We start from the raw sequence: 21717 nt of genomic DNA, 5'->3' as shown, positions 1-21717 counted from the left end.
TATGGAAGCGTTAGTAGGAAGACGCATTCGGCCGTTGCAGGCGCTTTCGCCAGATATCGCAGAGGACGAACTTGGGCAGCGCCTGACGGAACAATCTCTGGCTTCAAATGACGGTCTCCACTCATTGAATCGAGTGCTGGATAGCGTGCGGAAGTACAAGCGGCTGGTCGTCGGGATGATTGTCATCGGCGTCTTGCTGGCCGGAATTGCCGGCCTGCTTATGGCACCTTCTTATTTGGCGACGGCACAACTCGCTGTTGATCTCCGGCAATCCGGCGCAGCCGATGCCTTGAATGCCAGTGGCGTATCCGCAGCACCGACACCGGCTGCCGAGGAATCCACCATCGATACACATGTTACGGTAATGTTGTCCGACGCGTATCTGCGGAGACTTCTCCCAACGCTCCGCGCTCTCGAGGATGCGAGGCACGATGCGGAGGCCAGGTCACGAACGTGGATGCAAAGCCTGCGCGCGCTGTTTGGTCGTACATGGTCAGCAACCAAAGAGCTGCTGCTTGGCAAGCACCACGAGCCCCAGGACGGGAACGCTCTCGCTGCGATAAAGCGCAGCCTTAAGGTTGGCCAGGAGCGGCGCTCCAGAATCATCTCCATTACCTCTACAGCCTCCGATCCGCAGCGAGCGGCGGATATCGCGAATACGGTGGCGCAATCGTATGTCGATGAGGTCGCGCGTCAGAAGCAAAGCGATGTGGAGTACGCTTTGAGCTCCCTCGCGACACAGTTATCCAAAGTTCAGCGCGACCTGACAAAGGCGGAGGAAGAACTAAAGGCCTCCCGTCTTGACCGGTCCTCTCCCTCCCGGGATGCCACGCTGGAATGGCACGTCACTACGCTGGCGCAACAGTTTGAAACACTCCTGCGGCGACGGCAGGAGCTAATTGCAAAAGGTCTGACCGCGCAATCAGACGTCAGTATTCTCGCAACGGCCACGCCGCCCGAACAGCCGGCCTCATTACACCCGTTACTTATGATTCCTCCTGCGGCAATTGTCTCTGCTCTGCTGGCTTGCATTCTCGCAGTCATACTGAATCACTTCGATTTGACCCTGCACACAGAAGCCGAGGCCGCTGAAGCTCTACGTATTCCATGCGTCGGACTGATACCGTCGATTCCACTGGAGCCGGGCAAGCACCCGCATTATGTTTTGGAGGAACCTGCAAGCCAATATTCCAGAGCAATTCGCTCCATTCTGGTATCCATACTGGCCTCCGACCCGGCAACCCCTCGATCGCAGCGAGTTGTCCTCGTTGGCTCCAGTATCGGTGGGGAAGGCAAGACCACACTTGCATGGAGCCTTGGTCTCTACGCCGCCCGGCTCGGGTGGCGCACTCTACTCATTGACTTCGGTCAACTTGTTCGTCGACCGGGTGGCGAGAACGCCAACCTACTCAGTGTCCTGGCCTATGGCCGCCCGCTTGCAGACGCCATCGAACATATCCATGAATCTGGAATTGATTATCTGCCGGCAGCGTTGTCTGGCGGGCATCGGCTTCGGGTTCTCGCTGATCCCAAGATTTCTGCGTTGCTCCGACAACTGAGCGACACCTATGATTTCGTGATCATCGACGGACCCTCGCTGCTGGAGGCCCCGGAAGCGAGACTTCTGGCGAGTTGGGCCGATCATGTTTTACTCGCCATTCATTGTGGAAGCACCGATCGGGAGACCGCGCAGAGCGCGCTGCATCAACTTGTGCGGACGGAACATCTCAATCCCGCCCAGATCACGCGATTCTCGACGGTCTTAACTCGTGCCGAACCACCGCAACAGGATCAGTTCGGTGAGCGCACACAGCAACTGTTCGAGAGGGTTTGGGGCATACTCCGCCAGTGGTCGAAGAGAGCAACCATCTGGAGAAAGTGGAGCACAGACGCAATCGAACTGAAGCGCTCCGGATCGTCCAAACTGAACCCCCGCAATTGGTTAAGAAGCGATTGAGGGCAACATGATCATCGAGACTTTCGGTCCACCTGGCGCCGGCAAAACAACTTTTAGCCGGGCACTTGCTCAGCGCCTGCGTGACCACGGGTACAAGGTCGATCTCGTACTTACGTTACCGCATCTGCCCAATCATTTTCCGAACTTTGGTGGATTTCTTCCAGCGCTGCAACGCGTCTCTCTCGCGATCTTCGCCACTGCCGCAATCTTGTGCCGGCCTATCGCAAATGCCCAAGGGCTACGTCTGGCGAAAGATCTGCTCCGACTGATGCCACCCAACCACCCCGTTTGGTGGATCAGGCTTAGCCAATACGTCGTGCGATTTTCTTGTGTGTGGGGAGATTCGCACAAGCCCGATCGCATCGTCCTGTTCGATCAGGGCTTTGTGCAGATCGTTTGCACTTTGGCTCTTTTCAGCCGAGCAAACGAGAAGACGATAGCTCATGCCATCGCCATGAGAACGCAATCAGATCTGCTGATCCGCTTTGATGCTCCGGAGGAATTGTTGGAACAGCGCCTCCATGAGCGAGTGCGCCAAAAAACGTATATGGAAAAATGGTTCGAGCCTGATGTCGGCACCTTTCTCAAGGCAAAGCCGATTACTGATTATGTGGGCTCATTGCTCGCGGCTGAGCATCAACAGGTGATCTGCATCAACTCGCTCGACCCCAACCTTATGTCCAAGGCTCTCGACCGGATAGAAGAGGAAATTTACAGCAAGTTCAGGCCCAACGGAACGGTCAGTTCGTCACCCGATCCCGAGGGCGAAAGCCTTGAGCCTTGTGCCGAGAGTTTCGCCCAACCTCCGCGGGCGCCCGAGACAATCGGAGCTTTCGCAGTTCAGCCTGAACCCGAGCTGGCTCGGCGCATGGCCAGCGCAAGCCTGTGGGCATTCGTTATCTATGTTGGCGGCGCCGGTCTGACGTGCGTGGCTCAACTCGTCATTGCCCGCACGATAGGGGCGTCGAGTTACGGTATCTACTCATACGTCTTGGCCTGGACAACCCTTCTCTCTTATATCGCAGCACTCGGGTTCAATACGGTTCTGCTGCGATATGTGCCAGCCTATAGCGCGACAGGAAAGTGGCCATTGGCGCGCGGAGTTATTCAGTTTGCATTCGGGCGATCACTGCTGGTCGGGATGTTGATTGCAATCTGCGGAGTCGCCACCGCACTGTTCCTGGCGGAGCCGCTTCAGCGGGAGCTGACCGTCAGTCTGGCAGTCGGTATGGCGACCGTCCCATTGGTAGCGCTGTACGTTCTCGGTTCTGCCACGGCACGGGCGCTGGGTGGCGTCATTTCGGCGATTGCGCCCGAACGCTTCGTTCGGGACGGCCTTATGGTCGTGCTGCTTCTGCTTGCCGTGATACTCAACGTCACGCCGATCGATGCCACAACGGTCCTGATCGCGTTGATGGCAAGCTCTGCCGTCACAGCAGGGATGGTCGGACTGAGCATACGCAAGCTCTGGCCGCCACAGCTGCGGTCGGTAGCGCCGGCTTATGCGCCCCGCGACTGGTGGCATCTTGCTTGTCCTGTCATGATCATGATTGGAGTTGAGGTTCTCATGAGCCGCGCCGGCGTGATCATCCTCGGCTGGATTGGCCATGCTCACGAGGCCGGCATCTTTGCGCTGGGCTTGAATTTGGCTCTCTTTCTCGTTCTTCCTCGCATGGCAGTGGGAACATTCTTTTCACCAAACGTTTCGAAGCTTCATGCGCACCGGAATGAGGCCGCGCTTCAGAGCCTGTTTGCCCGAGCAACCGTTCTGTCGCTGATTGGAACGGCCGCGCTGGCGCTTCCACTCTTGTTGCTGACGGTGCCGCTGCTCCGTTTTTTTGGGGAGGAATTCGTTGCGACAGCCCCGGTCGCCCAAATTCTTGTCGTTGGACAGATCTTTGCTGCAGCTACCGGTCCGCAACAGAATCTTCTGACCATGACGGGGCACGAACGGGCAGCAACCACGATCACAGCGATCGGAGCTGTCATGAACGTCGTCGCCTGTGCGATCGGCATCGCTTTCTTTGGAGTGATGGGGGCTGCCGTGGCGACGGCCGCGACGAATGTGGCCTGGAACACGGCAATGGCGATCTACATCTACAAACGCGCGAACATGACGGCCGGCCTGCTGTTCGCCGTTGCGGAGCTTCGTCGACCTGCCGCAACCAGGTAACCGGAAAGTGGTTCGAGGCGGAAAAGTTGGTGCAGCTTTATCATTCACTCGAAGGACGCTAATCGCCGAGTTGTAATCTACGATGTTCGTCCAGCAACGGTGAGTACCGTCATGCAACTTCAAAGATTCCCCGATGAATCCCTGTCGAAACACGCGAAGGCCTTCGCTGTCCGGCGCGTACCTTCCGGAGATCTAGAGGAATCTGCAGAAGCTCTCTGGATGAAACCTCCCCAGCTGCCCCTCGACTTGGGCGGGCCTGTTGATCGTCCGTTCAATTGTCTGGGAGCCGAATTTGCCAGCCTGCCCGCCATCGCGCATCTGAATGCGGTGGCAAAGAGATTTCCGAACAACGTAGCCATCAGCGACGACACCCGCCAAATCACGTATTCGGACTTTTTGATCAGAGTTTTGACATTGGCCCAGGCGATTGTAACGGCAGCTCCAGAGGGGGGCGCCGTCGGCCTGTTACTGCGCCATTCGATCTGGCATCCGATCGCCATGCTTGCATGTATGGCCGCAGGGCGACCCCTGGTGCCGCTCAATCCGCGCGATCCGGACCAGCGACTTGCCCACATCACCGCAAATGCACGGATTTCTGTGCTGATCGGGCAGGGCGACGGTAGTTCAACCAAAGGGGTCCACGAAGACGGCCTGCGTTGGATCGATATTGCCCTCGCCAACGAACCTTTCGGCGATGCCGCACCGCTTGAGCCAGTTTCGGTGGATGCGCCTGCCCTCGTGCTCTACACATCGGGCAGCACCGGACAGCCAAAGGGCGTTGTGAATAGCCAACGCAGCTTGCTCCAGCGCGTCCAGCAATACGCGGATGCATGCCACATAGACGCCACCGACGTCTTCATGCCTTTGAGCGGCCCCACGACCATTGCGGGCACCAGAGAGATGCTCACGGCCCTGTTGACCGGCGCGAGATTGCATATGGCGGATGTCGAGGCCCTTGGGCTTCGCGGCTTGCTGCGTCAGATCCGATCGCAGCAGATAACGATCACATATATCGTTCCCGCTCTTCTGAGGGCAGTGGTTGCCGCGAGCGATACCGGTGATTTCGAATCGCTCCGGGTTGTCCGCATCGGCGGCGAGAAGGTCCTATGGACGGATATTGCGCTCGTCCGAAAGGTCGTGAGGCCATCCTGCTTCATCCAGATCAGCTATTCGTCGACTGAAACCACAGGCACGCAGTGGTTTCTTCCCGACGATTGCAAGGAAAGCGATTTCAACGCACCACCCGTTGGCTATTTGCTTCCAGGAATTTCGTTTGCCGTCGTCGACGACAACGGAGCACCTGTGCCCACCGGCGAGGTCGGAGAACTGATCATCAAGAGCATGCACGTATTGCTTGGTTATTGGGAGAACGGTCAGGTGCTCCCTGCATTGCCTGACCCGGATGACGACCGTTGCCGCATCTTCCCGACAGGCGATCTTGTTACTGTCGATGCGCACGGATTAATGCAGATGCTGGGGCGAAAGGGGCGTCAGCTCAAGATCAATGGACGGCGTGTCGAGCCCGCCGAACTTGAGGTTGTCGTCCGCAGAATTCCCTATGTGAGTGACGCTGTCGCCATCGTCACCGATTCAAACGAGTTGATTATTTTTGCATCGCCAGGCTCCGAAGCCAATGCAACATTCACGGCTGACGTTCGAGACGTCATCAGGCAGACGCTTCCCTCCGCATTACACCCCACCAGATTGCATGAAATCGCGGAACTTCCGCGCCTCGCCGGCGGAAAGATAGACGTCGCGAAACTCAAGGCGCTGGATGCCGAGAACCGAAGAGGTCCGCCCTCACCTCAGCCACCCGGAGCCGACGAATTGAAGCAGGCCGGAAAAATGGTGGCGCAGGTATGGACGCGGATTCTCGGCACGAGCGACGTTGTCGGCTGTTGGGACGAGGCAGGTGGCGATTCCCTCAAGCTTCTGCGATGCGTGATGGAGCTGGAAGAGCTGGTCGGTGAAGAGCTCAACATGGAAGCCTTCACGGTGGACATGAGCGCAGCCGATATGGTTCAGATCGTTGCTGCAGCAGGTAAAGCACCGCGGAAACAACCGGCCGAGGACCTGCTCCCTCATCTTGTGATGTTGCCAGGTTCGATGGGGTACGGCCCAAGTCTGGCGGCGTTCGGGGCGCAGTTGAGCAAGACGGCTCATGTGATCCCGATCCGCTACCCGGATTTGACGTCCGCCCTGACCGGATGTGGTTCAGTCGATCACATGGCGGCGGCAGCTCTGGAGCAGATCAACGCCGTTCATCCTCGCGGCGACATAAGTCTGATCGGCTATTCTCTGGGCGGCGGCGTGGCATTTGAAGTGGCCGCCCGGTTGATTGCACAAGGCCGGTCGGTGAAATTTCTGGGTATTCTGGATACGAATATCGGCCCCCGCAGGCGCAACTATCGTGAAGCAGTGTCACGTACGTTGCAGCGGATTAGATCGCACCGGGTCACGATGTACCGAATGTTGTGTCGCTCCATCGCAAAATGCGTTGTCCGACTCCGCTGGGAGGTGAAGTTTTGCAGAATTCTCGATGCGAGGATCTGGACGCGTCTGTCCGACACCCGTTTCATGCTCAAGTTGGAACTCGAGGAGATTCTCCGGATGCAGGAATTCGGCCGCTGGGTGGCGAGTGCTAAGCCTCGCCTGCCAATCACCGGAACGCTATTCCTTTGCAACCGGCGGGGGGTGCCGGCCCATCTCGGATGGGACTCTCTGTTTGCAAAACTGGAGGTCATTCCGATTGCTGGCGGCCATCTCGATCTCGTTATCGATCCGCATCTGACCGTCAACCGACCGGTCATCGAACGAGCGATCACGTCGTCCTGTTCCTGATCTTCGACCAACAGATCCAACAGATTGGAGCGAGGCGATGGAGATCGCAGAGGCACTCCTCTGGATCAAGGTCGCAAGTAGCTCCAGCCTCGCTCTTGCAGCTCCATGAGCCGTATCACTCCGGACTTGGTGACCTTGGCCTGCGAGATAAGAGGAATGTCTTTCGCCTCAGCTTTTGACATATTCTCACGGGTGTTTCCGCATGCTGAAAAGGTCAGCTGTGGTATGGTTTCGCTCATGGATTTGATGCGCGTTTTGACGGGAGAAGTGTCATCTCGCAGCATGTGCAGTCCGGGTCCAAAAGCGACCACTTCGATCCCAACCTTTTGACCGATCTCGCTGTAGTACTGAGCGACATTGCTGACATTGTTGAGAGCGAGATTCATTATCGCGGGGTCATTGACGTCAACCTGTACAACGAGCCGATGTGGCTGCGTTCGGATGGCGGCAGTGGTCATCTTGGCGTTAACGTTCATTCTGGCAGAAGTCTTGGCAGAAGTATTGATTTCTACAGCGCCGCTGGTTTGGGTGCTCAGCACCAAGATACTCCCAATGACAACCACGCTGGCGAAGACGGCGAGTGATCTGTTCATGTTGTTTCCTTGAGTGTGCTGGGAGTGCTGGCTCAAGCGTGCGCTACAGCGTAGTCGTGCGCGAACAGGCGGGTCAAGAATGGTTCGGACAATACAGTCGTGATCTACTTAATTGCCGCGATTGGTGCGGCTACCTCGTTGTGATTACTTCCATTGCTACATCGACAAACGGCCGATGAAGGCTGTGTCATGAAAATGGACACGCATAAAAGCTCACCTGAGTTGTCACGATGTGGTCACAGGCAGTTGAGGTAGCATCGCATTGGCTACCGCGATCCAAAGCTGTTGAGGGCTCTCGCGTAACAAGCCGAACCGCCGTGCGTGCCTCGTCTGCGGTAATAGCTTGCATTCTGTGGGTCTTCATTGGCGCCGCGGCGGACGGGCTATGCGGTGAAAGTAAATTCCGCGCGGAGGCCTCCGACTCCGCTCAAACACGGGAGCAGGAACTGGCCGTTGAACGGGAGCGGAACAGGGCAACCCCTGCACCTGTGCTTGTTGCGCGCCCCCGAGCAGAACTCGACGCGGAGCAGCCGGCGGCTGAAGCGACCAGCACCATGCCAAGAGACGGGCTTGATCAAGAGCGAGCTAGGGCAGACGCCCTTGCGGGTGACCTTGCGCTCCTCCGAGCGGAACTCGAGACGGCGCGGGCGGCAGGCAAGGAAAAGGAATTTGGCCAAGCCATCGAGGTAGGGATCAGGCAAACGCAAGCGCTCGAACAGGAGCGAGAAAAAACAATCAACCTTATGCGTGAGCTTACCTTCCTTCGGACGGAACTCGACGCGGCGCGGATCGTGATCTCGAAAGCTGTGCAAGCCACCGAGGCAGAGATCAAGCAAGAGCAGGCGCTCGAACTGCAGGAGCGGGGAAAGGCAGACGCGCTCGCTCATGACCTTGCTTCCCTTCGGGCGGAACTCGACACGATGCGGATCGCAGCTTCGGACGCCGCAAAAGCCTCCGCGGCGGAGATCGAACAAAAGCAGGCGCTCGAACTGCAGCTTAAACAGCAACAAGACGGAGCGGCAGCCCTCAAGCGTGAATTGATCTCCCTCCGGGCGGAGCTCGACGCGGCGCGTGCCGCGACGCCGGAGGCTGTGCAGATTGTCGAGGCTGCGAAGGTCGAACAAGAGCGCGCATCTGCAAAGGAGCGCAGTCGGACCGAGGCAGTCGCCCGCGAGCTCTCCTCGGCGCGTCAGCAAATCGAGGAGCATGCCAGCCGTCTCGCGGCGGCACACGCTGAGCTGCTTCGGGTGACGGAGGCCAGCAACACCACGGTAGCAGAGCAGAAGCGAGCTCTTGCCAGCGAGCGCGAGCGTGCTGACGCACTTGTGCAGGAGCTTGCTCTCGTTAAGAACCAATTGGAGGCGGAAAACCGTAAGCTTGCTGCCGTGCGTGCTTCTCAGACTCTCGCTTCGCGCCAACCCGCCCCCTCTGGCCGGAACGAAGGAACAGCGGAGCCCCGCGCGAAGACGCCCGAGGGAAAGAGCGCCTTGCCGCAGTGGGCTTCCACTCAGGCCGTCGCTTTATATGCGGAACGATCGTCCGTGTTGGAAACGCCACCGCAAGCACGGTCGACCGCTCGCGAAGCCGTGCCAGGTGTTGAGCCGCAAGTCGCCGTGGCATCAGAGGCAACCGTGCTGGCGAGTGTCGCTCCCTATTCTGTGACGGACGAACAGAGACTGCTTGTTCGGGCCAACGCATTGCTCCGGCAAGCTGACATCAGCGGGGCGCGCCCATTGCTTGAACACGCTCTTGGACATGGCAGCGCGCGAGCCGCCTTTATGCTCGCGGAGACCTACGACGCCCGCGTCCTGAAATCGTGGAGCGCTCGTGGGGTCCTCGGTGATTCCAGAAAGGCACGTGAACTGTATGAAAAGGCACAGGCGGGCGGCATTGAGGATGCGAAGGCGAGGATTGAGTCGCTGAAATAGCTGCCAGCTCCTGACGCGTCAGCCCTGGATGGTCATCCCGAGAATGGAGAGTCGCATGTCGCTCATCAAGTTCTCATTTGCTATGGCATTAGCGGCGTTCGGGCTGCAACTGGCTGCCCATGCCCAATCTCTCCCGACGCGCGAGACGCAGGCTACGGCGGCGGCGAAAAGGACCGAAACGGCCGCGAAAGAGCGCATCAATGCATGGACTGTCGGCCTCGCTGGCGGGCTCATTGAAGGCGCTCCGCTTCGTCTCGCGGCAGAGGTCGCTCGCGTCGTAAATGAGGAGGATAAGCTTCACGTCCTCCCGATCGTGACGCGCGGAGCAACGGAAAACGTCAATTCGTTGCTGTATCTTAGAGGCGTTGATGCGGCGATCATCAACACGGACGCTCTTGAGGAATATAAAGCTCAAGTTCCGTCTATCGAGCGGCGCATCACCTACGTTCTGAACCTCTTTCCGTCGGAACTGCACATATTCGTCCGGCCGGAGATCCGGTCGCTCGAAGAGCTCAAGGGAAAAAAGGTCAATTTCAATACGCAAGGCACGGCAGCCGCCTATTCCGGTCCGCTGATCTTCAGTCGGCTGGGACTGAACGTGGAAAAGATGTTCATTCCGCACCAGGTCGCATTGGAGCAAATGAAGCGCGGAGAAATCGCGGCCGTTGTGTTTGTGACGTCAAAGCCCGTGGACGCCTTTCTGAAGGGACGCTGGGATCCCGGATTCAAGTTCCTTCCCGTCGAATACAGCGCCAAATTTGAGGACTACTATCTTCCATCGTCCATCGACGCGGCGGACTATCCGAGTCTGGTGCCGAAAGGTGAGCGGATAGCGACGATTGCAGTCCCCACCATTCTTGCGGCCTATAACTGGCCACAACAGTCTGACCGATACCGGCGCATGGCGCGCCTTGTAGATCACCTGTTTGGTCGGTTCGACCGGTTGCAGTCCCCTGGTTTCGATCCGAAATGGAAAGAGGTCAATCTGCGGGCCAGCGTGCCGAGCCTCGCCCGGTTTAAGCCGGCGCAGGAATGGCTTGATCTTCCGCAGGCCGTAACAGCGGGACGGTCCCCATGAAGGACACGGGTACTCTCGGTCTGGCTGTGCTCTTGGTTATGAGCCAGGCTGTGTGTGCTCAAACCGGTGGCGCCATAGATCGCTTGAAGACCTGCTCACAGTTTGAAGGCATGGAGCGCTTGAAGTGCGTCGATGAGCTGTTGGGGGAGATGACCGAAACCCATGCTGCCACGCCGTCTCCAAGTCCGAACTGGATCATCAGCGAGACCACCTCTCCGGTGGATTATCAGCCGCAGATTGAGGCGCAGATGGCAGCGCGCACAGCATCGCAAAATGCTGCTTCCGCGCTCGCCATCCATTGCCGCGCCCATCGCACAGAGCTGACCATTTCCACAACGGGATCCTGGAAGCAGGGCGCGGATGGCGAGGTGAAGGTCGCGCACCGGATCAACGAAGAGCCAGTTGTTGAACAGCGCTGGCGGGCGTTGGAAACGGGGAAAGGTCTTGCCTTTCCGGGCGACGTTGTTCGCTTGCTCCGCTCAATGCCGGAAGGCAGCCAACTTCTCGTTAGGGTCCACGTTGGGAAAGCTCCGCCATATGAAAGTACGTTTCAACTGGTCGGTCTGGATTCTGTCCGGCGCAAGATAGCGACAGCATGCAGCTGGCCCGCGCCCTGACCGACCGGCGGCAGGCCCCGGCAAGTCGCGACGCCGGTAGGTCTCCTTAGTCCTCCCGCATACCGCGTCGTATCGCGTCGGTCATCGGTTGCATGAGATAGGCAAGAACGGTGCGTTCACCAGTCGCGATCAGCACGTCGGCCATCATGCCTGGTTTCAGTTTTTCGCGAATTTTCTCGGGAAATTTCGTTACTTCAACTGAAACCTTGACTTCATAGTAAGGCTGGTGCGTGGCTTCGTCGCGAAGCGCGTCCGCCGCCACCGAGAGAACCTCGCCGATGGCGATCGGCGTCGAGCGAGCCTTGAACGAGGGAAGCCGCACTTCCGTAGGCATGCCGATTTGTACATGATTGACGTCGAGAGAAGATACTTTCGCGGCCACCACGAGAAGGTCGTTGTCGGGCACGATCTCCATCAAGACGTCACCCGGCCTAATCACCGCGCCGACTGTGTGGACTTTCAGATTGACGATACGTCCGGAGCGAGGTGCACGGACATCCATCCGACCGAGAACGTCGGCGGCCATGCGTAGCTTCTCGCGCGCGTCGGCGAGCTGAGCGCGGGTGTCGGCAAGCTTGCCGGTGGCTTCCTCCAGAACTTTCTGGCCGACCTGGTTGATCTGCAGCCGCGCCTCGTCGATGATCCGTCCGAAGCGCGCGATGTCGGCCTCGTATGAACCAATCCGCCCCTCAAGGTCGGATTTGGAGCGCTCCAGAGTCGCAATCCGCGCGAACGGAACGATTCCCTGGTCGGCGAGCGGCTTGAGCTTGGTATATTCCTGCGCCATGCTGTCGAACTGCGCTCGTGCGGCTTTGCTTTGCGCAGCGTTGCCCTGGATCTGGCGCTGCGCTTGTCCGATTTTCTCCTCAAGAATAGAGACCTCGATCTTTCGCGCAGCGCGGCGTTCCTCGAACCGCCGCTTCTGATCACCGATGGCGCGTAGCGCGGAGGGGTCGGAGACCTTCTGCGTTAGTTCGGATGGGAACGTGATTGTGTCGGCCCCATCGGCTTCCGCACGCAAGCGCGCCTCTTCCGCGATTGCCGAATACACCGCCGAACGGGCCATCTCCTCCCGTGCCCGGTCCTGAGTTGGTTCGAGGCGCAACAGCACCTGCCCCTGCTCGACATGCGCATCGCCCGTCACCATCAGATCTTTGACAATGCCGCCTTCAAGGTGCTGGACAGTCTTACGGTCGCTCTCGACGACGATCGAGCCCGGGGCCACGACGGCACCATCAATCGATGCCAGGGCAGCCCAGCCGCCAAACACAACGAAGGTCAGGAAGACGATACCAAAGCCCCGTCTCGCCGGAGTGCGCCAATCGCCCGATGGGTCGCCATTTGCGCTTCCAGCGTCGCGGTTCTGGAATATCGACAGCCATACTTTTGAGAGCCAGGTCAGCGACCGCTTCTTGATCTCGCTGAATCGGTGCAAGACGTCGGACCTGCGAAACGCGTGGCCGCCATTGCTCAAACGTCTGAGGAGTCGCGCGAGTTCGTCCTGAGCAGCAATCTCTGCTCGCAATCTGGTAATCTTCATCATTGCCTCGTCACATGGACAGGCCGCGCCGAATTTGAGAATGGCGCGTGGCGTGAAACCCTGTCAGCTCGATGATCTTCCACCGCCCCCCGGGACTCGCGGCGTATGGGCGCAACGGTCTCACCAAGGAGCAAGGGAAGAAGCTCTTCGCGCGTGCCTGCGCGCCCGATGCGGCCGTCATGCATGAAAACAATCTTGTCGACCAATGAAAGAAGATTGGGTCTGTGATTGATGATCACGATCGTCACGCGTTGCTTGCGGAGCATTTGGATGGCGTCAGCCAGAGCACGATCGCCGTCGCCGTCCAGATTGGCATTTGGTTCATCGAGCACGACGAAGACGGGCCTGCCAAAAAGAGCGCGGGCCAATCCGATGCGTTGTCGCTGGCCGCCGGAAAGACCGGCCCCGTTTTCTCCGATGACAGTGTCGTAGCCCTGCGGCAGCCGCTGGATCATCGCATGCGCCGAGGCCAGTTGGGCAGCCTCGACGACCTGCTCATCCAGGGCGCCGTCACGAAAGCGAGCGATATTGTCGCGCACAGTGCCGGCGAACAGTTCAACATCCTGCGGCAGGTAGCCGAGACTTTGCCCAAGGAAGCTGGCGTCGAAATGCCGGATGTCATTTCCGTCGATACGCACGCAACCCTGCGCGGCTGGCCAGGCTCCCACCAATGCACGCGCCAGGGATGATTTGCCGGAGCCGGACGCGCCGACGATCGCAACAACTTCACCAGCGGTCAGCCGGAAAGTGACATCGGCAATCGCCGCCAATTGCGATCCCGGAACCATGACGGTCAAAGCCTCGACGGAGATGTCGCCGACCGGAGGCGGCAGCCGCGTCGGTTGTCTTTCCGTCGCCCGAGTTCGCAGGGCTTCGTCGAGGCGGGAAAATGACGTGCGCGCGGAGATGAGCGCTCTCCACTGCGCGACAGCCGCCTCTACCGGCGCGAGAGCACGACCCATAATCAAGGACGCGGCGAAGAGAACGCCTCCCGAAATCTCCTGATGGATTGCGAGGTAAGCTCCCACACCCATAATGGCCACCTGAAGCGCCATCCGCAGAAACTTCGAGATTGCGATCAAGGTGCCGCCGCGCTCTCCGGCCTTGGTGCCTTCAACGAGTGCCTGACCACGGGTGGCACTCCATGCAGCACGCACGGCGGGTCCCATTCCGAGTCCCCGAATCGCTTCCGCGTTGCGAAGCGATGAGGTCAACCGGTCCAGAGCGTGGAGATTCTTGAACGAGGCCGCGATCAATGGCGCTTTGGTCGCGCGCTCATTGAGAAAGGCGAGCGCAAGGATGGCCAGCGCGCCCGTCAGGGCAACGAGGCCGATCGACGGATGAAGGAGAAAACACATGCCGAGAAAAATCGGGGTCCAGGGCACATCCATCAGCGACGTGATCACGCCGCCGGAAAGAACGTCACGCAATGTATCGACATCGCGCAGCAGCTGAACATGATGCGAGCTGCCCGTGCGCACCGCCTGCGCAAGTGCTGTTTCGAAAGCCTCTCCTGAGAGCAACTGGTCGAAGCGCATTCCGGTCTGAACCAGAACGCGGCTGCGAAAGTGTTCGAGTGCCGCGTAGCTGATGAAAAGCGCGAGCGCAATCAGCGAGAGCATCAACAGTGTCATCGCGTTCCGGCTCGTCAGCACACGATCGTAGATCTGCATCGTGTAGAGCGGCGAAACGAACACCAGGAGATTTATGAAGATAGACAGCCCGCCCGCGGCAATCAGGCCTGGCCGTATCTGGCGGAACGCATCCGCAAGTGCGGGCGGTCTTGTCGAAGTATACATGTGTGTATCCAGGCCGCCCGAATCGGACGGCGCTAACGTTAGAGAAGCCATATGCGAAGAAGCGAGCGCGAATGCGCTCGTACGCAACACATCCCGCACTGCGCGAGACGCATTCCTCTCGCGACCATACGGGTCGCGATGATCCCCAAATGGGGGGCCATGAAGGCCCCCCAAGTCGCTTTCATATGCGCGGATCACCGCGCATATGTCGTTCTTTACCGCAAATTCAGTTCTGCGGGCTTACCAGTGCCACGAATGGTGATCCACATGATGGTTGTTGTGGAGGCTGGCGAGATCCAGATGCGGCGCCAGAGTTGCGTCGGTGACGTCGCTCGAAGCCGTATCCGTTGCAGCCGTCGCTGCTGCGATTGCAGCGGGCGAAGCGGATGCCTGCTGATGATGACCACCCCAGGACGATTTGTTCCCATCTGTGAGATGGGAGAAGTCCAGCCCGTGATGCTGGTTGTGCCCGGAGTTGCCGACGTCGGTGGTCGGAGCCGTCGTCGTCGGCTCGGTGGTAGCCGCCGCAGTCGAGGTGTCGACAACGCTGCTGGAAGCGGTGTCCGCTGCAAAGTTCACGGACGCGGTTGCCGCGGATCCGTGGTGATGGTGTCCACCTCCGGATGACGTGCTTCCATCGGTCAGCTGGGAGAAGTCCAGCTTGTGATGGTGGTTGTGCCCAGAGCTGCTGACATCGGTGGTCGGAGCCGCTGTCGTTGGCTGGGAGGTCGTGGGCGCAGTCGAAGTGCCGGTCGACGAGGTCGAGTCCGTCGTTGTGGACGTATCGACCGACGCAGTGTCGGTAACGCTGCTGGAAGCGGTATCCGCTGCTGCGCTCACGGACCCGGTTGCGGCTGACGAGTGGTGATGGTGTCCGCCTCCGGATCCGGACGGTGTGCTTCCATCTGTCGACTGGGATGAGTCAGCCTTGTGATGGTAGTTGTGCCCGGAACTGCTGGTATCGGTGGTCGGCGCCGTCGTTGTTGGCTGGGAGGTCGTGGGCGTCGTCGAAGAATCGCTCGAAGACGTCGTGCCCGTCGAGGTGTCGCTATGCGACGTGTCGACCGGTGTCGTCGGGCTGCTGCTCGACGTGTCAGCCGGAGTCGTGCTTCCAGTCGATGTCGAACCCGTCGTCGTCGTGCTCGTATTGTGCTGCAGAAATACGTTCTGGAGCGCTTGCGAGTTTTCGAGCGCCTGGTCTCCGTTCTGCGATCCCCAGGCATAAGCGTAGTCGAAAGCCGGATTGGGAACGACAGATGCCCAATGGGCGAGCATTTGCTGTTCCTGCGCGGCGGTCGGCATCACATAGTGACCACCCTGATCGGTGACCCAGTTACCGCCGCCGAATGTCTGAAATACCGGGACCATGCTGGCCTCCGGAATTCCGGCGGCTTTGGCGGCAGCAACAGTCTTGTCAATCATGCTGTAGTCGACTGTCGAGCTATCCGACCGCACCGGATACGGATCGATTCCGAAGAGGTCGATGTGGGTGTTCTCCGGAGTATAGGTATTCGCGAAGCTGGGATTCTCTGAAGATCCCATGTTCATCATGGTGATGAACGTCTTCGCGCCCGGTACGTTGGCGTGAATCCAGTCGGACTCTGCCTTTAGGTTTGCAGCGGTCACGAGGGTATTCCACTGCCCCGTGGGATCTGGTTCGTCCTTGAGGAAGAAACCGTAGACGTTGGGATTACCGATGTAAGGTTTCACAGCGTCGATGAAGCTTTGGGTGACGCCATCACCCTGATCGAGCCAGACGAGGCCCTTCACGCCTGCCGGCAAAGCGTTCACTTCCTCGACCGACGAAACGTCGGCGAGATTGAAGCCTGCCTGAGCTGGAGTGAATGTACCTTGCGCGTTGATGTTATTACCGGAAGCGAAGTGTAAAGTTGCCAATACCGTTCCCCTGTATTGTGTTGACGAAGCCCCCAAGAAACTTCGTAAAAGAAAGTGCAGGTACGTAACTACAGTTCTGCATTAGCTTCGATCGAAGCGCCCGTGGATTAACGTTTGTTTACGTTTGAGGCGGGAGTTTGGCGCAGCAATGGGCAAAACAGTGAGTTTATTGTGCTGAAACTTGGAGACTGGTATCAGAGCTGCGGTAGCGCGGTGCGCAAAGATTTATAGCGTGTTCGCAGTGGTATTTCTCAACAGCCCCGATAGGTAAGCGAACTACACAACGCGCTAATAAGACTCGCCGAGAGAAATGATACTCGATGATGCGCGTTTCGGCTTCCTCTACGGCAGTTGTGCTTGCGACAACGATAGCAAGATTCTCTCCTCTGCCGCGGCAGTGCTCACTTCGAGTGTGGCGCGCCGGAAAGCCAGTAATACCTGCGTGGTACGATTTCACTACCTTCGGCAGAAAAAACGCGCACCCGTAGCCGAGCTACATCAATGTTCGGGCAGAGCCAGACTCCGTAAATGTACTTCAGATCAACTTGATCAGTCCGTCGGCGCGGCTGTGCTGATCGATAGTCGTGCAGGCCGATCGATAACAGCCTCGGCGAAGCCGCGGTTCCGATGCGGGTCTATCGGGATCGCAAGCGTTCGGATGAGATCAAGAAACAACCGCGCTAATCGCCAAAGAGGGCGGTCGCACAGGGTCGCAACGTCACGATGCCGCTTGCACAAGCTCGGGCATCAGTTGTTTTGAGCCGTCGAGAAACACCCTGACTGCGTCCGTTACGATGTCGTCGAGCCGCTCGGGTGTAGGGGTGTCGTAAACGAAGCGCCGGATGGCCATGTAAAAGATACGGCCATGCAATCCCCAGAACAGTTCGATCTCGCGTTCTGAAAGCGGCACCTCTTCGATCGACGGGAGCTTCAGATCGTGGCGGAGTTCGCAGCAGGCCGGCTCGATGATCTGGGTGCGGACGATCTGAAGGTAGCGCTTGGTGATGTCGAACGATTTCATTCCGGAGAAGACGAAGATTCTCACCCAATTGTATTCGAAGACCTGCTCGACATACTCCAGATAGAAGCGCGACAGCCGTGCCTGCAGCGAAAGCGTGCGATCCTGGATCAGGCCAGCCCACGAGGGCGACCAGCGGCTCAGGTAAATCTCTTCATAGACGCGTTCGATCAACGCCTCTTTGCTCGGGAAGTGTCGGTAGATCGCCGAATGGGTGATGCCCATGCGTTTTGCCAGTTCGCGCGTCTGCCCGCCAAAGCCCTGTTCGGCGAAAAATTTCACGGCCTCATCGACGATGAAGCGCTCGCGCTCGGCCGCCCGCATGTTGCGGCGCGGCGGCTTTTTGGCTGACTTGATGGGTTTTTTGGCCATTTTGGCTTCAGTTTGCGGGAGTTCTGAATAACCCAATTCGAAAAAGAGACCAAATGGTCATTTTAAGTTGACCGGGGCAATTCCGCGTGATCTAGATTTCAGACCAAATGGTCACAAAATTTGGCGCGGGTGAAACGGTCGGGAGTTCAGGCTTGAAGGCGCGGGCGTTCAGCTATGCCAGGCCCTCCACGGTGATGGAGGCGTTGGAGGCATTCGAGGGTTCTGGCGAGGACGCGAGCTATATCGCGGGCGGTCAGAGTCTCGTGCCTGCGCTGGCCTTGCGTCTGCAGGCTCCGCAATTGCTGATCGACATTGCTCATATCGAGACGTTGCGCGGCGTTGAACTGCAGGGCGACTGGTTGCGGATCGGTGCGTTGACGCGCCATTGCGAAGTGCTGGCCGATCCTTTGATTCGCATGCACGCGCCGCTTTACAGCGAGGCCGCGCCGCATGTGGCGCATCCGGCGATCCGCAACAAGGGTACGCTCGGCGGCAGCATTTCTCATGCTGATCCGGCCTCCGAATTTCCGGCGATGACGCTGGCGCTGGGCGCCGAGCTTGAGATCGCCAATCGCGACGGTACGCGCCGCGTCGCCGCCGATGATTTCTTTGTCGATCTGTTTCAGACCGCGATCGAACCGGGCGAGCTTCTCGTTGCCATTCATGTGCCGGTGGTCAGGCCCGGCCATCGCTGGGCCTTTCACGAGCTTGCGCGCCGCCGCGGCGATTTTGCGCTGGTTGGCTGCGGGATTCTGGCGGAATTCGCGGATGACGTGGTTGAAGAGATTCGCATTGCGTTCTTTTCCGTTGGCAGCACACCGATCCGTGCGCGGCAGGCCGAGGACAGCCTGATGGGCAAGCGGTTGGACCAGGCCGCCATCGCTGCGGCGCAGGCGCTCGTCGGCGACGACATCGATCCCCCGGAAGACGAGCACGTGCCGCCGGCAATGAAGCGCCATCTTGCGCGGGTTCTGCTCGGGCGTCTGCTTGGCCAGATCGCGAGGCAGGCGCCATGAGCGATCTCGTCAAAGTCACGATGACGGTGAACGGCAGCCAGGTGTCGCGCAGCATCGAACCGCGCAATACGCTGGCGGATTTTCTGCGACAGACACTGGAGCTCACCGGCACTCATACCGGATGCGAGATGGGCGTCTGCGGCGCATGCCTCGTCGTGCTGGACGGCCGTGTCGTGCATTCCTGTCTGACCTTTGCGGTGCAGGCGAGCGGCTCGACCATCGAGACGGTCGAGGGCCTGTCGGAGCGCGCAGCGATTGCCGATCTGCAGGAGGCGTTCCATCAACGCAATGCGCTGCAATGCGGATTCTGTACGCCCGGAATGCTGATGACGGCACACAGCCTGCTGTCGCAGCCCGGCGTGCCGTCGCGCGAAGAGATTCGCGACGCGCTGTCGGGCAATTATTGTCGCTGTACCGGCTATGAAGCGATCGTCGATGCGATCGAGATGGTCGCGCGCAAGCGCTACGAGGGCGTCTCTGCCGCACAGGACGAGGAGGTGGGCGCATGAGTGCACTGACCTCACTCGACCGTCCGAATTCCTATATCGGCCGTTCGGTGCCGCGGCCGAATGCCAAGCGGCTGCTGGCCGGCCGTGGGCGCTATGTCACCGACATGACGCTGCCGCGCATGCTCCATGTCGCTTATGTGCGCAGCCCTTATGCGCATGCCCGCATCGTCTCGATCGATGCGCAGGCCGCGCGCGGGATGCCCGGCGTGCGATTGGTGGCCACCGGCGAGGACCTCGCCAAGCTTTGCACGCCATGGGTCGGTGCCATGGATCACTTCAAGGGCATGAAGTCGCCGCCGCAGCTGCCGCTGCCGATCGACAAGGTGGTCTGGTCCGGTCAGGCGGTGGTTGCGGTCGTGGCAGATACGCGCGCGCTGGCCGAGGATGCCGCCGAGGCGGTCTCGATCGAATTCGACGAGCTGCCAGCCATTGTCGATATCGATGCCGCACGTGCGCCGGGGGCGCCGGTAATTTCGCCGGAACTGGGCAGCAACCTCTGCTTCCACGGCAAGATCGATACTGGCGGCGTCGAGGAGATCTTCGCCAACGCAGCCCATGTGGTGGAAGAAGAATTTCACTTCGGCCGGCATACCGCGGTGACCATGGAGCCGCGCGCGATCATCGCTGACTACGATGCCAGTGAGGGGCAGCTGACGGTCCATCATGCCACGCAGACGCCTTATCAATTTCAGGACATCTATGCTCGCCACTACGGTATCCCCGAATCCCGCGTGCGCGTGATCGCACCGGATATCGGCGGCTCCTTCGGCATGAAGTTGCACGTGTATCACGAGGACATGGCGGTGGTCGGGCTCAGCATGATGCTTGGCCGCCCCGTCAAATACGTTGCCGATCGTGTCGAATCTTTCGTGTCCGACATTCACGCGCGTGATCATCGCGTCCGTGCCCGCATGGCGGCGGATGCGGATGGCAATATCCTGGCGATGGATGTGGAGGATGTCACCGGCATCGGCGCATTCTCCGCCTATCCGCGCACCAGTGTCGTTGAAGGCAATCAGGTCTATCGCCTGATGGGCGCGCCTTATACGTTCAGGAATTACCGCGCCGATCTGCAGGTGGTGTTCCAGAACAAGGTGCAGATGAGTCAGTACCGGGCCGTCGGGCACCCGGTGGCCTGCACCGTCACCGAGCGCCTGGTAGACTTGATCGCCGACAGGACGGCGCAGGATGTGTTCGACATCCGCAGCCGCAACTTGATCCCCGACGATGCCTATCCCTGCACGTCCCCGACCGGCTATCAGTTCGAGGCGCTGTCCCATCACGCCTGCCTCGCCAAGGTGAAGGCGATGATGGACTATGACGGGCTGCGCGCCGAGCAGGCCGAGCTGCGAGCCAAAGGCATTCATCGCGGTATCGGCATTGCGAGTTTCGTGGAGATCACCAATCCCGGCCCGGCATTCTATGGCGTCGGCGGCGCGCGCATCTCGTCGCAGGACGGCGCCATAATCAAGGTCACGCCGTCCGGGGATGTTCATTGCTCGATTTCAGTGACCGAACTCGGGCAGGGTACCGAAACCATCATCGGGCAAATCGTTGCCGAACATCTCGGCGTCGATCGTAATCGCATCAAGGTGATGACAGGCGATACGGACACCACCCCGCATGGCGGCGCGACCTACGCCTGCCGTGGCGCCGGCATCGGCGGTGAAACGGCGTTGCAGGCGGCCAGGAAGCTGAAGGCCAATGTGCTGGCGGTGGCCGCGGCCATCCTGCAAGACGAATCGGAGAAGCTCGACATCCAGGGCGGCTGGATCGTGGATGCCGCGACCGCCCAACAGCGTATTGAACTCTCCGAGATCGCGCGCATCGCCTATTTCCGCTCGGACACGCTGCCGCCCGGCACCCAGGCGCAACTCTCGGTCGCGCATCATCATGCGCCGCAGGGCTATCCGTTCGCATTCACCAATGGCGTTCAGGCCTGCCATCTCGAACTCGATGTCGAGACCGGCCTGGTCAAGATACTCAAGCTATGGGTGGTCGAGGATTGTGGTCGGGTGATCAATCCGCTGCTGGTCGACGAGCAGATCCGCGGTGGCGTCGTGCAGGGCCTTGGCGCGGCCTTCTTCGAGGAATGCGTCTACGGGGACAACGGCCAGCTCACCAATGGCTCGCTTGCCGATTATCTCGTGCCTATGGCGGTGGAGATGCCCGATATCGAAATCGGCCATGTGGAGACGCCGACCCTGGACACCCAGCTCGGCGCCAAGGGTGTCGGCGAGGCGGGGACGGCTGCGGCATCAGCAGCAGCGCTTAATGCGATGAATGATGCGATGAAGCCATTCGGAGGCACGGTCGCGCAGGTGCCGATGACACCTGCACGAATACTCAAGGCGCTTGGACACATCTGACCCATAAAAGA

General features: G+C 59.4%; 14 protein-coding genes. 9 read left to right on the top strand and 5 right to left on the bottom strand.

What is annotated here, in order from left to right; all coding sequences use genetic code 11:
* Nucleotide 1: 1 nt before the first annotated feature.
* The 3 genes from ACEK02_RS18735 (at nt 2) to ACEK02_RS18725 (ending at nt 6971) form a co-directional block, all read left to right on the top strand.
* Nucleotides 2-1957, top strand: a complete 1956-nt coding sequence (locus ACEK02_RS18735; protein WP_371423075.1) for an AAA family ATPase — start codon at nt 2-4, stop codon at nt 1955-1957.
* Nucleotides 1958-1964: 7 nt separating this feature from the next.
* Nucleotides 1965-4130 carry a polysaccharide biosynthesis C-terminal domain-containing protein gene (locus ACEK02_RS18730; RefSeq protein WP_371423074.1) on the top strand — a complete coding sequence of 722 codons (2166 nt, stop codon included), beginning with the start codon at nt 1965-1967 and terminating at the stop codon, nt 4128-4130.
* A gap of 111 nt (nt 4131-4241) precedes the next feature.
* Nucleotides 4242-6971 (top strand): AMP-binding protein, encoded by a 2730-nt coding sequence (locus tag ACEK02_RS18725; RefSeq protein WP_371423073.1) that lies wholly within the window; start codon nt 4242-4244, stop codon nt 6969-6971.
* 65 nt (nt 6972-7036) lie between these two features.
* Here ACEK02_RS18725 and ACEK02_RS18720 read toward each other — a convergent pair whose 3' ends face one another.
* Nucleotides 7037-7564: a hypothetical protein gene (locus ACEK02_RS18720; RefSeq protein WP_371423072.1), complete on the bottom strand. Its 528-nt coding sequence runs from the start codon at nt 7562-7564 to the stop codon at nt 7037-7039.
* Between the two features lie 554 nt (nt 7565-8118).
* On the opposite strand from ACEK02_RS18720, the gene ACEK02_RS18715 reads away from it, so the two are divergent.
* The 3 genes from ACEK02_RS18715 to ACEK02_RS18705 are packed head-to-tail and all read left to right on the top strand — an operon-like array spanning nt 8119 to nt 11187.
* Nucleotides 8119-9492: a hypothetical protein gene (locus ACEK02_RS18715; RefSeq protein WP_371423071.1), complete on the top strand. Its 1374-nt coding sequence runs from the start codon at nt 8119-8121 to the stop codon at nt 9490-9492.
* A 55-nt stretch (nt 9493-9547) separates the two neighbouring features.
* Entirely contained in the window at nt 9548-10570 is a 1023-nt protein-coding gene (locus ACEK02_RS18710) for a TAXI family TRAP transporter solute-binding subunit (protein ID WP_371423070.1), read from the top strand.
* Nucleotides 10567-11187, top strand: a complete 621-nt coding sequence (locus tag ACEK02_RS18705) for a hypothetical protein (protein ID WP_371423069.1) — start codon at nt 10567-10569, stop codon at nt 11185-11187. The genes ACEK02_RS18710 and ACEK02_RS18705 overlap by 4 nt, the downstream gene beginning before the upstream one ends.
* 46 nt (nt 11188-11233) lie before the next feature.
* Here ACEK02_RS18705 and ACEK02_RS18700 read toward each other — a convergent pair whose 3' ends face one another.
* From ACEK02_RS18700 to ACEK02_RS18685, 4 genes are all read right to left on the bottom strand, one after another.
* A complete protein-coding gene (locus ACEK02_RS18700; protein WP_371423068.1) occupies nt 11234-12730 on the bottom strand; it encodes an HlyD family type I secretion periplasmic adaptor subunit in 1497 nt (498 codons plus the stop codon).
* Nucleotides 12727-14526, bottom strand: coding sequence for a type I secretion system permease/ATPase (locus ACEK02_RS18695; RefSeq protein ID WP_371423103.1), 1800 nt, complete (start codon nt 14524-14526; stop codon nt 12727-12729). Before ACEK02_RS18695 ends, ACEK02_RS18700 begins: the two co-directional genes overlap by 4 nt.
* 240 nt (nt 14527-14766) lie before the next feature.
* Complete coding sequence (locus tag ACEK02_RS18690; protein WP_371423067.1) at nt 14767-16422, bottom strand: calcium-binding protein; 1656 nt, start codon at nt 16420-16422, stop codon at nt 14767-14769.
* Between the two features lie 718 nt (nt 16423-17140).
* The gene (locus ACEK02_RS18685) at nt 17141-17764 is read right to left on the bottom strand and encodes a TetR/AcrR family transcriptional regulator (protein ID WP_371423102.1); all 624 of its coding nucleotides are present in this window, start codon (nt 17762-17764) and stop codon (nt 17141-17143) included.
* 200 nt (nt 17765-17964) lie between these two features.
* On the opposite strand from ACEK02_RS18685, the gene ACEK02_RS18680 reads away from it, so the two are divergent.
* Genes ACEK02_RS18680 through ACEK02_RS18670 form a run of 3 tightly spaced genes read left to right on the top strand, consistent with a single transcriptional unit; the run spans nt 17965 to nt 21706 of the window.
* A complete protein-coding gene (locus ACEK02_RS18680; RefSeq protein ID WP_371423066.1) occupies nt 17965-18828 on the top strand; it encodes a xanthine dehydrogenase family protein subunit M in 864 nt (287 codons plus the stop codon).
* Nucleotides 18825-19337, top strand: a complete 513-nt coding sequence (locus ACEK02_RS18675; protein ID WP_371423065.1) for a (2Fe-2S)-binding protein — start codon at nt 18825-18827, stop codon at nt 19335-19337. Before ACEK02_RS18680 ends, ACEK02_RS18675 begins: the two co-directional genes overlap by 4 nt.
* Nucleotides 19334-21706: a xanthine dehydrogenase family protein molybdopterin-binding subunit gene (locus ACEK02_RS18670; protein ID WP_371423064.1), complete on the top strand. Its 2373-nt coding sequence runs from the start codon at nt 19334-19336 to the stop codon at nt 21704-21706. Before ACEK02_RS18675 ends, ACEK02_RS18670 begins: the two co-directional genes overlap by 4 nt.
* Nucleotides 21707-21717 lie beyond the last annotated feature (11 nt).

Origin of the sequence: Tardiphaga sp. (assembly GCF_041424195.1) — a bacterium.
Classification (GTDB): Bacteria; Pseudomonadota; Alphaproteobacteria; order Rhizobiales; family Xanthobacteraceae; genus Tardiphaga.
This window is presented reverse-complemented; position numbering and strand designations above follow the sequence as displayed.